Below are 12,817 nucleotides of genomic sequence, written 5' to 3'. Positions count from 1 at the left end.
CATGTTCTGCGCGTCGTAGGCCGAGAGCCGGGTGACGTCCTGTGCGAGGACGTCCCGCCCGTCGTCGCCGATGAGGAGTCTGCAGGGATCAACCGGGCATGGTTCCTCTCTGCATGACCGGCCGCTTCGGACCTGTCGCAGGACGGCCCGCGCGTCATAGTGAGACCTGATTCGTCGTCATCGTTCTGTGGGGCGGTGTTCGCCTCGCATGGTAGGGAGCAGGGATGGCAACAGACCAGCAGGCGACGGCACAGGGCGAAGTAGATGCGGACGTACCGGTGGCGGTGCCGGAGGTGCTGCCGACGATGACGTTCAGCGGCGCCCTGCACGTGATGGCGTATCTGCAGCAGGCAGTGCCGGAGCGGGACGACGTGGAGCGGCACCGGCAGCTCTACCTCGCACAAGGCTGGATGCTCGGGCTCGACGGCCGGCCTCTGTTCCCGGAACGGGTCGAAGCGTGGGCGGAAGGTCCCGTCGTCCGCGACGTGCATCATGCCATCGCCCGCGGCCGGGTGCCCGACTACGACGGCCGCCTCGACGACGACGCCGTGACACTCATCGACGCGGTCCTGCACCTGTATCGGGCCGTGACCGCGAGCGGTCTCGACGAGATCGTCCTCGCCGACGGACCCTGGGTTGATGCGCGTACCGAGGTCGACAACCATCCAGCGCTCACCGCGACCATCAGCCAACGGACGCTCCGGGCCGCGTACGGGCGCCGGACGATCGTTGGAGCTTCTGCTCCGGTGCTCATCCGGCGAACGGAACCCGCCGATGCCGATGACGTCGACCGGGTCGCTGGGATGCTCCGGAATTCGTGGGCGCCGGCGCTTGATCTGCTGGCGGAGTCGTGAGGCGCGCGCTGACGTCCGCGCACGTGATCGCGGTTCACGCACCGCACTCCGCCGCGCCGTTGACCGGACGTGCAGCCCTCGATGCCGCCGTCGACCAGCCGACGTCGGACATGGTTTCTTACTGGGTGACGTCGTCGGTGTGGCTGCTGGCCGCGGCACTGATCCACCGGCTGCTGCACGCAGCCCCCTTTGCAGCCGGCAACAGGCAGACCGCGTGGCTCGCGGGCCTGGTGTTGCTCGAACTCAATGGTGTCGTCCTGCACCGCACCGCGCCGGACGCGACCGCCGAGTACCTCCATGACGTGTTCTCCCGGGCGGACACGTACACAACGTCGTCTCATCGATCACAGTCGCAACACGCCTTATGTGCGGTGGATCGAGCGCAACTCGCGCAGGGAGAAGCGAACGCATGCGAACGACCCGACTCGCGCGTCATGGTTCGTGGCGCTGCGGGCCCCTGTTGTGGGTGCACTCCATCACCAGTGCCCGCGGCGCCGGTGCCGTGGGCGGGCCCGCCGACTTCACGTTGAGCACGCCGGCGGGCCATCTCCACCACCCACCCCCAGTGGTACCATTTCCCGTACCACAAGGAGGATGTCATGGCGATTACCGCAAGCGAGGCACGTCGCGACTTGTTCGGGCTCGTCGAACGCGTCAACGCTGACCACACTGAGGTTGAGATCATCTCGAAGCGCGGCTCCGCGGTCCTGATGTCGAAGGACGAGTACGACTCGCTGACCGAGACCGCACACCTGCTGCGCTCCCCCGCGAACGCGCACCGTCTACTCACCGCGATCGCATCCGCCCGGGCAGGCACGGCGCAGCCGCACGAGCTGGACCGCGATTGAGCGAACGCCGCCTCACCTGGACGGCCGAGGGGTGGGACGACTACGTCTACTGGCAGACCCAGGACCGCAAGACGCTCCGCCGAATCAACTCCCTCATCGACGATGTGCTCCGCGACGATCCCTTCGCCGGCATCGGCAAGCCCGAACCGTTGAAGCACGTCCTCGACGGTGCCTGGTCCAGGCGCATCGACGACACGAACCGGCTGGTGTATCTCGTCAGCGACGACGCCATCATCGTGCTGCAGGCCCGCTACCACTACTGACCAGGGGCCCTATCGAGCTGGCGGTCAGATGGGGGTACCGCGGTCCCATCCCCGCGTACCGAGCAGCAGGTCGTCGTGCCAGGCCCGCTCACGGCGACGCCGCCCTCCGACGACATCAGAGCGTGCACGACGACGACCGCGACGTCCGACACCCATGCGAGTACCGCCAGCCGCGAGGCCAAGTCGTCGACCGGGTCGAGGACGCCTGGTCGGCCGCGGACGGCGCGTTCGATCAGGGCTCCCCCGGAAGCGAGGGCGAGGAGTGCACCCCAGGTGACGATGCCGGACATGAGCGCCAACGACAAGCTCATTGGTCGCACCGAACCGGCGGAGCGCCCCCGCGGCACCCCATCCGAGCGTGAGGCTCCCAGCCCCCGCGGCGCGAGCCGCCGCGGAGGATACCGCCGCTCGGAGGGCGCGCTCCGAGGTGCTCGCCCGGACGAGCCGCGCGGCGGCGCCGCTCACCGGTCGCCGCCCGCCTGCGGGAAGTCGATGACGGTGAACGCTGCGGTTCCAATCGCTTCGACGATGTCACGGTCGTACCAGGCACCCGGACCGGCGGTTCCGTCGAGGACCACCCGGAGCGACTCGATCGGGGTGGCGGAGCAGCCGGCCGAGACCCAGCCGTCGCCGGTGCGCATCCAGAGGTGCTCCTGGCTCTCGAACGTGGCGTCTGGGAGGACGAGCGTTCCGGCTGATGCCGCGTCGAGCGCCGCCTCAGCCTGGGCGGACACAGCGTCCCATTCCGCTTCCTGCGCTTCGTCTTCCTCGTCCGTCGTCGGAGCGGGCCGGTTGAAGACGTTCGTCAGCGACGGGACGAGGACCCGTCGGTCGGGGTGGATCGCGCGAATCGCAGGAACCGTCGTGCCCTCGGTGTCCTCGCAGAGCTCGAGGTAGTGATCCCAGGACGGTCGCGGTTCGTCGGAGCGTGACGTCGCGAGCTTGCGTCCGCCGTCGTACTCGACGATGACCGTCAGGAACGCGTCACCGTCCGCATTGGGCGCGGTGGCGATAGTACCGGCGGGGCGTTCGAGGAGCTCAGTGAAGGTGATGGTGTCGGTGCTCATACTCGGCTCCAGTCGTCAGTGTGGGTGGGGTAGCCGCAGTCGCGGCAGACGATCACGGGGACGTCGTCACCGATGCCGGGACCGTGGCGTCCGCCGCAGTGGGGGCAGGTCATGAGGCGTCCTTCTCGTTCGGCATGGGTCTGCTGCGTCGGTTCCTCGGGGCGGAGCGCTGGCGCCGCCAACTACCCCTATGCACGGCGGTCCGGTTGGCGCGCCGAGGCTGACGCAGCCGGCGCGTGGGGTGACGGTATCCAGTGCTCGTGGCCGACCCCATCAACGCCAGCCGTCGCGGTTCAGCCGTGCACGCGCCGCCGGCTCTGAGGAACGCGGGCGTGCATCGGTGCGACTGCCCTGCCGCCGGATCGAACGTCGGCAGCGGTCCCATCCCGGGTGGTTCGGGGGTCAGGATGGTGTCGAGCCACCGGTCGAACTCCTCACCGTGCTCCCCCGAGGACGCGATGAACGCGTTCCGCATCCCGCGGACGTACGCCTCACGAACCTGCCCCGTCGTCGGCGTGTAGTCGGTCATCGTCGTCCTTCCGGCTCGGTGCCGTGTGGCGATGCCCCCGCCGGCCGCGGCCGCTGCTGCGCGCTGCGCGGCTTCGTCTACAAGGCCCAAACCTTCGTCTGGAGCCGCTCGATCATCGGCTGATCGTCCAGGGGCGTGCCCCCAAGGAGGTGCTGCGGCGGAGTCGGCTTCGGAACGGCAGCGCGGGCGGGCGGAGGTGTCGGTTCGTCGTTCGCGTTGAGCGCTCGTTCGATGGCCGGATCGAAGGTGATCTCGGTCGGTACTGACGCACACTCGGACCGTCGGGTGACGGGATGCGCGATCGATGCCATGACGGCCGCTCGGCCTGAGTCTTCGTGCACCGTCTTGGCGTAGCGGTTGCGGAGGCCGCCGGCGTCTTGACGGTTCGCAGCGAGCTCACCCCGTGCCCGGAGCCCCTGCCGCACGTCATCTGGGAGGTGCCCGAAGTGCCACGGGTTGCAGGAGGAGCACGGGTAGGCGCTCATTGCTTCGCCGCGGATCGCCCGAGCAGCCCGGCGGGCGTGGCGGCGGTCGCCGAAAGCAGGAGCCGGCGCTGATCTCGCGCTCCGAGCTGAGGGAGTTGCGTCCCGGCCGTTCGAGACGACCGCCAGGCTCGGCGCGACCCTCATCGTTGTCCCCTTCACGCTCTCAGACGGGCACGCGTACGACCTCGCACACGACCGGGCTCTCGAGGAGCGGCTCGCCTCCACGCTCGGGGTGCGAGCACTCTTGCTCCGCAACGACGGCGACGCGATCGTGCAGGTGCTCGTCGTCGTCCCTACTGCCGGACCGCTGCGGCGCCTGGGTAGTCCACGATCGTACCGGTGATGTGGATCACGAGCGGTTCCGACAGCAGGTCGATGTCCTCGACCGACCGGATCGCGAGGGCTTCCCCGATTCGGGCGCCGATCCCGCTCATGATGTCGAGCGCGAACTCGAGGTACTTCGGCGCCGTACCGGAACGATCCGGCCGGTTGGTGTAGGCGGTGACCGCCTGCCGGACGCGCTGGAGGTCGTCGGCCTGGAGCGCGTGAATCTCCTTCTTCGGGCGCCGCTTCGGCTTCATCGGCGCGGCGGGGTTGTCGGGTCGGAGCCCCAGGATGACCGCGCGGTCCAGCACTTTCTTGAGCACGCCGAGCGCGTTCCGGGCGGCCAGGACCATCGACCTGCCTCGCCGTACTTGTTGCCGTTTCGATCGCGTGGTCGGCGCGACTCGAGCATGTCGACATACGCCCAGTCGCACAGCGGCACGGTGAGCTCGCGGATGGCGACCTTCCCGAGGCGCAGAGCGAGGTCGGCCAGGGCCATGCGGTACTGCTCGTGCAGGGTCTGCGGGCGAACGTTCTCGGCGTGCTGCTCGTGCCGGAACCAGTCCTCTACGAGCGCGGCGAACATGGATGTCGGTTTCAGTCTGCCGGCGAGACTGACCTTCGCGGTATCCCCGGCGGCTCCGATGGCTGCCTCCCGCGCGGCGGAGCGCGTTGGGCGTGTCCGCCGGACGTCCTGGTAGGACCCGTCGAGCAGGCGCACCCCCGTACGGGCGACGTAGCCTCGGTCCGTTTCCTTGACGGTCACCTCACCCCAGGTGCCTGGGGCGAGGCTCGTGCGGCCTTTCACGAGGCGCGCTCGTCCAGCCAGGAGTTCAGCGCGGAGAGTCGGCAGCGCAGCGACTTGCCGACCATCATCGCCTTCGGCCCGACCTTCCGGTAGCGCCAGTCGTGTAGCGTGGCGATGGGGACGCGAAGGTACTCCGACACTTCTCGATGGTCAGCAGCGGGTCGAGCTCGGCGATCGCGGCTGAGACGGTTGCGGGGCGCTGCGAGACGACCGGTGCCGAGGTGGTGACCGCGTCCCGCGGTTTCGCCTCCTGCAGGTCGAGGGAGGCGCTGGCGGACTGGGTTTTCGTAGGGTTCGTCATGCGATCCCCTATGCACGACGTCCCGGGTGCTGCGCGCGCATCGACGATCGGCACCGATTGCTCACGTCACGGCACGGTTCGGTGGGATCACTCCCCCGCCAGGGAGCGGGCCGGTTCCTCACGCCCGAAAGTTGGCAATAAGTTGGCACTTCGGCGTCTCTGAGCACGAGAAAACCCCCGTAGTTCCTTCGAACTACGGGGGTTGAGGGTGGATCTGAGGGGACTCGAACCCCTGACCCCCTGCATGCCATGCAGGTGCGCTACCAGCTGCGCCACAGACCCAAAGGTGTTTCTTGGTACTTCCGGTTCCCCGGAGGCACCGTAGAAGCGTACACCATGCGAACCCCCGGGAACGAAATCGTCACCGCCACCCGGGCGCGTCGTGCTCGACCTCGTTCGGCTCAGCCCTGTTCGACGGGCAGCTCGAGCGGGATCGTCGGGCAGTCTGCCCAGAGTCGCTCGAGCGAGTAGTACTGGCGGTCTTCCTCGTGGAAGACGTGCACGACGATGTCCCCGAAGTCGATGAGCACCCAGCGTCCCTCGGAGCGGCCCTCACGACGCAGCGGCTTCGCGCCGGCCTCGATGAGGCGCTCCTCGACCTCGTCCGCGATCGACAGGACGTTGCGCTCGTTCCGGCCGGTCGCCAGGAGGAACACGTCCGTCAACTGGAGCGGCCCGGTCACGTCGAGTGCGACGAGGTCCTCGGCCTGCTTGGCGTCGGCCGCGGTGGCGGCGATCTGCACGAGTTCGAGTGCGCGTGAGGAGGCGGGCACGCAGGTCCTTCCGGTCGTCGCCCGACGTCGTGCCGGGCTGGGGTGCCGAGGTGATCGGCCCCGTCATCATAGGTCAGACGTCGGACACCGGCCAGCCGGTTCCGACGCGATCGGCCTCGCCTGCGCGGCTCAGCCGAAGGGGTGGGTCGTGAGGAGCGCGACGATGATCACCGCGGCCGCCGAGAGACCGACGGCGCCGACCGAGATCGCGAGGACCATCGGGGTCTTCGACTCCTTCGGCTTCGCCGCCGCGAGGACGACCTGCCGCGTGGAGGTGTGGCTCGACACCGCGCGGCTCGCACGGATCGGGCTGGCGTCGGTCTCGGGCTGCTCGTCGTGCTGCTCGAGCAGACGGTCGACCTCCGCGCCGTCGATCGGCCGGTGCGACCCGGTCGAGGAGAGCGACGCCGGCAGGTCGATCGAGCCGGTGAGGATGACCTCGCCGGTGGCGTTCAGCGCACCGGTCGGGTCCGCGAGCGCCGAGTTCGGCAGCACGATCGCGTTCGGGTTCGAGGTGGCGACACGGCGGGTGCCGGTCTCCTCGTCGTGGACCTCGGCGTCGTTCGAATCGTGCGCGAGCGCCGACCAGTGCCCGGCCGCCGGCTGGAACGCGGTCGTGACGGGCTTCGGTTCGACCGGACGTCGGAACGCCGGCGGCACGCTCGAGGACGCCGTGGGATCGGCGGCGGGCCGCTGCACGGGCGTCTCGTTCGTGTCGTCGTCGAGGGACAGCGGGAAGACCCCGGGCGTCGCGGCGTCCACGGGCGGCAGCTTCGGTGCGATCGGCGCTGCCGGGGACGCTGCCGCGGCAGCGGTCGGCTCGTCCGCGGCCGTCGGCGCGGTGCCGTCGGTCGCTGCGGTGTCATTCGTCGGTGCAGTGTCGGCCGTCGGTGCAGCGCCCTCGGGGGACGCGGCGTCGGTGTCGGCATCGTGCGGCGCCCAGGTCGAGCGGTGGCGACGGGGCTCCTCGGCGTGCGCGGCGGCTTCCTCGAGCGGCTCGACCGCGTCCGGCGAACCGTCGGCTTCCGTCGCCTGCTGCACGGCGGCCTCGTCCAGCTCGACCGGCGACTCAGCAACCTCGGTCGGAGCAGCCGTCGGCGCGGACGCGACCGGACTCGGGGTGGATGCGGCGGGCACGTCGTGGTCGTCCTCGAGGGTGGACACCGAGCCGATGACGTCTTGGACCGTCCGGTCCGACGACTGTGGTGTCGGCGCCTGCAGCGGCACGGGCAGGACGGCCTGGACCTCGGCCTCGCGCATGAGCCGCAGCTGACGACGGGTCAGCCCACCGGTGCCGGGGACGATCTCGGTCGCGGACGCCGGGGGCACGTCGGGGACGCCGGCCTGTGCGGCGCCGGACGGTGCCGGGGCGACGTGCGAACCGGGCCGACGGCGGGCCTGCTCCGAACGGTCGGTGGACGCGGGTGCGGCGAGGGTGGGCGGCGGTGTCGCGGGCTGGCCACCGGCGGCGGCAGCGCGCTCCCGCTCGCGCGCCTGGCGCCGCGACAGTGGCGGCTGCGCGTCGGACGAACTCATGCAACGCTCCGATACAGATGGTGCTTGGAGATGTACTGGACGACCCCGTCGGGCACCAGGTACCAGACGGGGAACCCGCGCCTGACCCGATCGCGGCAGTCGGTCGACGAGATCGCCAGCGCGGGCACCTCGAGCAGACTGACGTCCCGCTCCGGCAGGCCGGTGATGCTCAGCGCGTGGCCTGGGCGCGTCACGGCGACGAAGTGCGCGAGGTCCCAGAGGCCATCATGGTCTTTCCAGTCGAGGATCTGCTGAACGGCGTCCGCGCCCGAGATGAAGACCAGCTGCGCGTCCGGCCGCTGCTCGTGGAGGTCGCGCAGGGTGTCCACCGTGTAGGTCGGACCCGGCCGGTCGATGTCGACCCGACTGACCGTGAACATCGGGTTCGACGCGGTCGCCACCACCGTCATGAGGTACCGGTGCTCGGCGTCCGTGACGTCGGACTTCATGTACGGCTGACCGGTGGGGACGAACACCACCTCGTCGAGGTCGAACGCACGCGCGACCTCGGACGCTGCCACGAGGTGGCCGTGGTGGATGGGGTCGAACGTGCCACCCATCACACCGATGCGCGGCCGCCCCGAGCTCTCGAGCATGGGTGACGGATCAGAGCTTCGTGTGGCCGAACTCGTCGACGCCGGTCTCGTGGTGGCGAGTGGCCTCGAACTTGTGCGAGTGGCGGTAGGCGACGTCACGGAAGCTCCACGTCACGAACCCGAGGAACGCGAAGAAGAGGGCACCGACGAGCGGGAAGACGTACGCGGGGACCCCGGAGGCGTGCTCTGCGGCTTCGGCGAGGAGGGTCATCGTCATGTGCTCCGTTCGGTCGGTGGAAAGACGCCGTTCAGTCTAGCCGCGGATCTGGCCCTGACCGCGCACGATCCACTTGGTGCTCGTGAGTTCGGGCAGGCCCATCGGTCCGCGGGCGTGCAGCTTCTGCGTGGAGATGCCCACCTCGGCCCCGAAGCCGAACTCGCCGCCGTCCGTGAACCGGGTGGAGGCGTTCACCATCACGACCGCCGAGTCGACGCCGGCGAGGAACCGCTCCGCCGTGTCGACGTCGTTCGTCACGATCGACTCGGTGTGGTGCGTCGACCAGGTCGCGATGTGCGCCATCGCCGCGTCGACGTCCGGCACGACGCGGATCGAGAGGTCGAGGTCCATCGACTCCGTCGCCCAGTCGGCGTCGGTCGCTCGGAGCACGCCCGGCACGATCGTCCGGGTGGCGTCGTCACCGCGGAGGGTCACCCCGGCAGCGCGGAGCCGGTCGGCCAGCACCGGCAGGAGCCGTTCCGCGGCCCGCTCGTGCACGAGGAGGGTCTCGAGGGCGTTGCACACGCTCGGCCGCTGCACCTTGCTGTTGAGCACGATGTCGACGGCGCGGTCCTCCGGAGCGGACTCGTCGAGGAAGACGTGCACGACGCCGGCACCGGTCTCGATGACGGGCACCTGCGACTCCGTGACCACCGTCTGGATGAGCGACGCACTCCCCCGCGGGATCAGCACGTCGACGAGCCCCCGAGCCCGCATGAGCTCCGTCGCGCCCGCGCGACCGAACTCGTCGATCGTCTGGACCAGCTCGCGCGGTAGCCCGACCGAGGCCACCGCGTCCTGGATGCGTGCCACGAGCACGGCGTTCGTGCGCTGCGCCGCCGACCCACCCCGGAGCACGACGGCGTTGCCGCTCTTCAGCGCCAGGCTCGCGATGTCGACGGTGACGTTCGGCCGCGCCTCGTAGATGGCGCCGACGACGCCGAACGGCACCCGCACCTGGGTCAGCTGCAGGCCGTTCGGCAGCACCGAGCCGCGGACGTTCTGCCCGACCGGGTCCGTCAGACCGACGACGTGCTCGACGGCGACGGCGAGGGCGTCGATCCGTGCCGCGTCCAACCGGAGGCGGTCGAGCAGGCCCGACGACAGCCCGCCGTCCTCCCCCGCGACGAGGTCCTCGTGGTTGGCCCGGACGATCTCGTCCGTCGCGGCGCGGACCGCCGCGGCGATCGCGCCGAGCGCCGCGTCCTTGACGGCCGTGGTCGCGGTCGCGAGCACCGACGCCGCGTCGCGGGCGGCGACGAGCTTGTCGGTCAGGGTCGGAGCGGGTGCGGTCAGCGACATGGCTCGATCATAGGTCCGCCTCCCCCGCGATGACGTGGTGGGTCGTACGCCTGTGGATCCGGCCTGGAGGCGCGCCGCCGGTGCAGGGATCGCCGCACTCCGGTCGCGTCCCGACACGCACGCCCGGCCACTCGCGACCGGCGTGGTCGGTCGGTCACGACACGCCGCGCGCGTGGCGCGGGGCGGGCGGGAACGGTCGCCCTCCGGCCGCGGGACCGACGCATGGCGCCGATCCGCCGGACGTACCCGGGCGCGCCGGGGCCGCGCCGCGCCCCCAGGCCGCACCCCCCCCGCCGCACCAGGCCGCACCAGGCCGCACCCGGCCACGGCAGGCCGCACCCCGCCGCACCAGGCCGCACCCCGCCGCACCTCCCAGCCGTGCCGTAGCCGGGCGCGCCGGGGCCGAGCCGTGCCTCCAGGCCGCACCGGGTCGCGCCCGGGCGCCAGCCGCGCACCTACGCGCGCGGCGCCGCCTCGAACCAGGTGCCGACGTCCTCGCCCGCCAGTGCCGACGCCACCAACGACGTCGCCGTCACGAGCACCGACGTCCCGGCGTCCGCCGCGAGCCGAGCGGCCGCGACCTTCGTGCCGGCACCCCCGGTCCCGACGCCCGCGGCACCGATCGACCCGAACGTCACCCCCGCGAGCTCGTCGCCGTACGGGACGTGCTCGATCGGCTCCGCGCCGGGCTGCTGCGGCGGCTTCGTGTAGAGCGACTCGACGTCGGAGAGCAGCACGAGCGCGTCGGCCCCGAGCAGCCGGGCGACGAGCGCCGCGAGCCGGTCGTTGTCACCGAAGCGGATCTCGTGCGTCGCGACGGTGTCGTTCTCGTTGACGATCGGCAGCACCCGCAGCGCGAGCAGCCGGTCGATCGCCCGCTGCGCGTTCACCCGGTGCGTGGGGTTCTGGAGGTCACCGGCGGTCAGCAGGATCTGCGCCGCGACGACCCCGTGCCGGTCGAGCTCCTTCTGGTACCGGAACATCAGCACGTTCTGTCCCGTCGCCGCCGCGGCCTGCTGGGTCGCGAGGTCGTCGGGGCGCCCCTCGAGCCCGAGGAACGGGAACCCGGTCGCGATGGCGCCCGAGGAGACCAGCACCACCTCGGTGCCGCGCGCGTGGGCGGCACCGAGCGCGTCGACGAGGGCGCCGATCTGCCCGACGTTGTCGCCGCTGACGGAGGACGACCCGACCTTCACGACGAGTCGTCGCGCCCGCGGGATGTCCGCGCGCGAGCGCACCCGGCCCAGGTCGGTGTCGGTCGCCTCGGTCATGCCCGGGTCAGTCCTTGCCCTCGTGGTGGCGCTCGACCTCACCGGAGAACGGGTCGGCGTCGTCCGCGTCGTCGTCCGCCCACAGGCCGGAGATGCGCTCCTGCTCGAGTTCGGCACGCGCGGCAGCCTTGGCGTCCATGCGCTCGAAGTACTCCTCGCGACGCTCGTTGCGGGTCGGTCGCGAGGTCGCGCCGATCCGGGAGTCCGTGCCGCGTGCACTCGTGATGAGCTCGGCGGTCGAGGTGAGCGTCGGCTCCCAGTCGAAGACCGTGCCGCCGTCACCGCCGATGACCACCGTGGAGCCCGCGACCGCCCCGGCCTTGAAGAGGCCGTCCTCGACGCCGAGCTTGGCGAGGCGGTCGGCGAGGTAGCCGATCGCCTCCTCGTTGGTGAAGTCGGTCTGCTGCACCCAGCGCTCGGGCTTGGCGCCGCGGACGCGGTAGAAGCGGTGCTCCTCGCCGCCCTCGGCACGGACGGTGAAGGGCACCTCGTCGACGGCCTTCGGGCGGAGGACGATGCGCTCCGGCTGCGGCTCGACGGCGCGCTCAGCACGGGCGCGCTCGACGATGTCGGCGAGGGCGAAGGTCAGTTCGCGGAGGCCCTTGTGCGAGGCCGTCGAGATCGGGAAGACGCGGTAGCCACGGCCCTCGAGCTCAGCGCGCACGAAGTCGGCGAGCTCCGCGGCGTCCGGCACGTCGATCTTGTTCAGCGCGATGAGCTGCGGACGCTCGAGCAGCGGCACCTGGCCCTCCGGGACCGGGTAGCGCTCGAGCTCGCCCAGGATGACGTCGAGGTCGCTGATCGGATCACGGCCCGGGTCCATGGTGGCGCAGTCGATGACGTGAAGCAGGGCCTCGCAGCGCTCGACGTGGCGGAGGAACTCGAGCCCGAGGCCCTTGCCCTCCGACGCACCCTCGATGAGGCCGGGGACGTCGGCGACGGTGAAGCGGGTGGAACCGGACTCGACGACGCCGAGGTTCGGCGTGAGGGTCGTGAACGGGTAGTCGGCGATCTTCGGCTTCGCGGCGGAGACCGCGGCGATCAGCGAGGACTTGCCGGCGCTCGGGAACCCGACCAGGGCGACGTCAGCGATCGTCTTCAGCTCGAGGCTGACGTCGCCGGACTCACCCGGGGTGCCGAGGAGCGCGAACCCGGGCGCCTTGCGCTTCGTCGTCGCGAGCGCCGCGTTCCCGAGACCACCCTGGCCACCGGCGGCCACGACGACGCGCATGCCGGGCTCGGTCATGTCGGCGACGACCTCGCCGCGCTCGTCGTGCACGACGGTGCCGATCGGGACGGGGAGCTCGAGCGTCTCGCCGCTGATCCCGCTCCGCATGTCACCCATGCCCGGCTGGCCGTTCTTCGACGAACGGTGCGGGGACCGGTGGTAGCCGAGCAGCGTCGTCACCTGGGGGTCGGCGACGAGCACGATGTCGCCACCGTCGCCGCCGTTGCCGCCGTCCGGGCCGGCGAGGGGCTTGAACTTCTCACGGCGGACCGACACGCAGCCGTTGCCGCCGTCCCCCGCGCTGAGGTGCAGGGTCACGCGGTCGACGAAGGTCGCCATGGGTCCACTCCTTGGTGTTGCAAACAGAGAACGGGAGGGGCGGGCACGTGGCCCGCCCCTCCCGCAGAGTCAGATC

The 12,817-nt window shown here is 70.9% G+C and carries 13 protein-coding genes and 1 tRNA gene; 3 read left to right on the top strand and 11 right to left on the bottom strand.

Annotated features, from left to right (window positions below; translation table 11 throughout):
• The first annotated feature begins 224 nt into the window (after positions 1 to 224).
• From ACRQ4C_RS05760 to ACRQ4C_RS05750, 3 genes are all read left to right on the top strand, one after another.
• Positions 225 to 854, top strand: a complete 630-nt coding sequence (locus ACRQ4C_RS05760) for a Panacea domain-containing protein (protein ID WP_439690440.1) — start codon at positions 225 to 227, stop codon at positions 852 to 854.
• Between the two features lie 599 nt (positions 855 to 1,453).
• Positions 1,454 to 1,702, top strand: coding sequence for a type II toxin-antitoxin system Phd/YefM family antitoxin (locus tag ACRQ4C_RS05755; RefSeq protein WP_439690439.1), 249 nt, complete (start codon positions 1,454 to 1,456; stop codon positions 1,700 to 1,702).
• The gene (locus ACRQ4C_RS05750; RefSeq protein WP_439690438.1) at positions 1,699 to 1,965 is read left to right on the top strand and encodes a Txe/YoeB family addiction module toxin; all 267 of its coding nucleotides are present in this window, start codon (positions 1,699 to 1,701) and stop codon (positions 1,963 to 1,965) included. The genes ACRQ4C_RS05755 and ACRQ4C_RS05750 overlap by 4 nt, the downstream gene beginning before the upstream one ends.
• Positions 1,966 to 2,426: 461 nt before the next feature.
• On the opposite strand, the gene ACRQ4C_RS05745 is transcribed toward ACRQ4C_RS05750, so the two are convergent.
• The 11 genes from ACRQ4C_RS05745 to obgE all read right to left on the bottom strand — a co-directional run bounded on the left by ACRQ4C_RS05745 (position 2,427) and on the right by obgE (position 12,741).
• On the bottom strand, positions 2,427 to 3,032 hold the full coding sequence (locus tag ACRQ4C_RS05745) for a hypothetical protein (RefSeq protein WP_439690437.1): 606 nt from the start codon (positions 3,030 to 3,032) through the stop codon (positions 2,427 to 2,429).
• Positions 3,033 to 4,339: 1,307 nt separating this feature from the next.
• Entirely contained in the window at positions 4,340 to 4,723 is a 384-nt protein-coding gene (locus tag ACRQ4C_RS05740; protein ID WP_439690436.1) for a hypothetical protein, read from the bottom strand.
• Between the two features lie 451 nt (positions 4,724 to 5,174).
• Positions 5,175 to 5,318: a helix-turn-helix domain-containing protein gene (locus ACRQ4C_RS05735; RefSeq protein WP_439690435.1), complete on the bottom strand. Its 144-nt coding sequence runs from the start codon at positions 5,316 to 5,318 to the stop codon at positions 5,175 to 5,177.
• 370 nt (positions 5,319 to 5,688) lie between these two features.
• Positions 5,689 to 5,761: transfer RNA gene (locus ACRQ4C_RS05730), tRNA-Ala, on the bottom strand.
• Between the two features lie 119 nt (positions 5,762 to 5,880).
• The gene (gene rsfS, locus ACRQ4C_RS05725; protein WP_058724849.1) at positions 5,881 to 6,252 is read right to left on the bottom strand and encodes a ribosome silencing factor; all 372 of its coding nucleotides are present in this window, start codon (positions 6,250 to 6,252) and stop codon (positions 5,881 to 5,883) included.
• A gap of 129 nt (positions 6,253 to 6,381) precedes the next feature.
• The gene (locus ACRQ4C_RS05720; RefSeq protein ID WP_439690434.1) at positions 6,382 to 7,788 is read right to left on the bottom strand and encodes a hypothetical protein; all 1,407 of its coding nucleotides are present in this window, start codon (positions 7,786 to 7,788) and stop codon (positions 6,382 to 6,384) included.
• Positions 7,785 to 8,384 carry a nicotinate-nucleotide adenylyltransferase gene (gene nadD, locus ACRQ4C_RS05715; protein WP_290132347.1) on the bottom strand — a complete coding sequence of 200 codons (600 nt, stop codon included), beginning with the start codon at positions 8,382 to 8,384 and terminating at the stop codon, positions 7,785 to 7,787. The genes ACRQ4C_RS05720 and nadD overlap by 4 nt, the downstream gene beginning before the upstream one ends.
• 10 nt (positions 8,385 to 8,394) lie before the next feature.
• Positions 8,395 to 8,601, bottom strand: coding sequence for a hypothetical protein (locus tag ACRQ4C_RS05710; RefSeq protein ID WP_438125741.1), 207 nt, complete (start codon positions 8,599 to 8,601; stop codon positions 8,395 to 8,397).
• 36 nt (positions 8,602 to 8,637) lie between these two features.
• Positions 8,638 to 9,903 carry a glutamate-5-semialdehyde dehydrogenase gene (locus ACRQ4C_RS05705; protein ID WP_439690433.1) on the bottom strand — a complete coding sequence of 422 codons (1,266 nt, stop codon included), beginning with the start codon at positions 9,901 to 9,903 and terminating at the stop codon, positions 8,638 to 8,640.
• A gap of 455 nt (positions 9,904 to 10,358) precedes the next feature.
• Positions 10,359 to 11,174: a glutamate 5-kinase gene (gene proB, locus ACRQ4C_RS05700; protein WP_439690432.1), complete on the bottom strand. Its 816-nt coding sequence runs from the start codon at positions 11,172 to 11,174 to the stop codon at positions 10,359 to 10,361.
• A 7-nt stretch (positions 11,175 to 11,181) separates the two neighbouring features.
• The gene (gene obgE, locus ACRQ4C_RS05695; RefSeq protein ID WP_439690431.1) at positions 11,182 to 12,741 is read right to left on the bottom strand and encodes a GTPase ObgE; all 1,560 of its coding nucleotides are present in this window, start codon (positions 12,739 to 12,741) and stop codon (positions 11,182 to 11,184) included.
• Positions 12,742 to 12,817: the final 76 nt, after the last annotated feature.

The sequence above is a fragment of the Curtobacterium sp. SP.BCp genome, assembly GCF_051903255.1.
GTDB lineage: Bacteria > Actinomycetota > Actinomycetes > Actinomycetales > Microbacteriaceae > Curtobacterium.
Note: the sequence above shows the minus strand (reverse complement) of the source record. Positions and strands in the feature narration are given on the sequence as shown.

What these genes read in the sequence shown, in the direction of transcription:
- nadD (WP_290132347.1), bottom strand. Translation starts at nt 8,384, where the DNA reads ATGCTCGAGAGCTCGGGGCGGCCGCGCATCGGTGTGATGGGTGGCACG.
- proB (WP_439690432.1), bottom strand. Translation starts at nt 11,174, where the DNA reads ATGACCGAGGCGACCGACACCGACCTGGGCCGGGTGCGCTCGCGCGCG.
- ACRQ4C_RS05745 (WP_439690437.1), bottom strand. Translation starts at nt 3,032, where the DNA reads ATGAGCACCGACACCATCACCTTCACTGAGCTCCTCGAACGCCCCGCC.
- ACRQ4C_RS05760 (WP_439690440.1), top strand. Translation starts at nt 225, where the DNA reads ATGGCAACAGACCAGCAGGCGACGGCACAGGGCGAAGTAGATGCGGAC.
- ACRQ4C_RS05755 (WP_439690439.1), top strand. Translation starts at nt 1,454, where the DNA reads ATGGCGATTACCGCAAGCGAGGCACGTCGCGACTTGTTCGGGCTCGTC.
- obgE (WP_439690431.1), bottom strand. Translation starts at nt 12,741, where the DNA reads ATGGCGACCTTCGTCGACCGCGTGACCCTGCACCTCAGCGCGGGGGAC.
- ACRQ4C_RS05705 (WP_439690433.1), bottom strand. Translation starts at nt 9,903, where the DNA reads ATGTCGCTGACCGCACCCGCTCCGACCCTGACCGACAAGCTCGTCGCC.
- ACRQ4C_RS05710 (WP_438125741.1), bottom strand. Translation starts at nt 8,601, where the DNA reads ATGACGATGACCCTCCTCGCCGAAGCCGCAGAGCACGCCTCCGGGGTC.
- ACRQ4C_RS05740 (WP_439690436.1), bottom strand. Translation starts at nt 4,723, where the DNA reads ATGGTCCTGGCCGCCCGGAACGCGCTCGGCGTGCTCAAGAAAGTGCTG.
- ACRQ4C_RS05720 (WP_439690434.1), bottom strand. Translation starts at nt 7,788, where the DNA reads ATGAGTTCGTCCGACGCGCAGCCGCCACTGTCGCGGCGCCAGGCGCGC.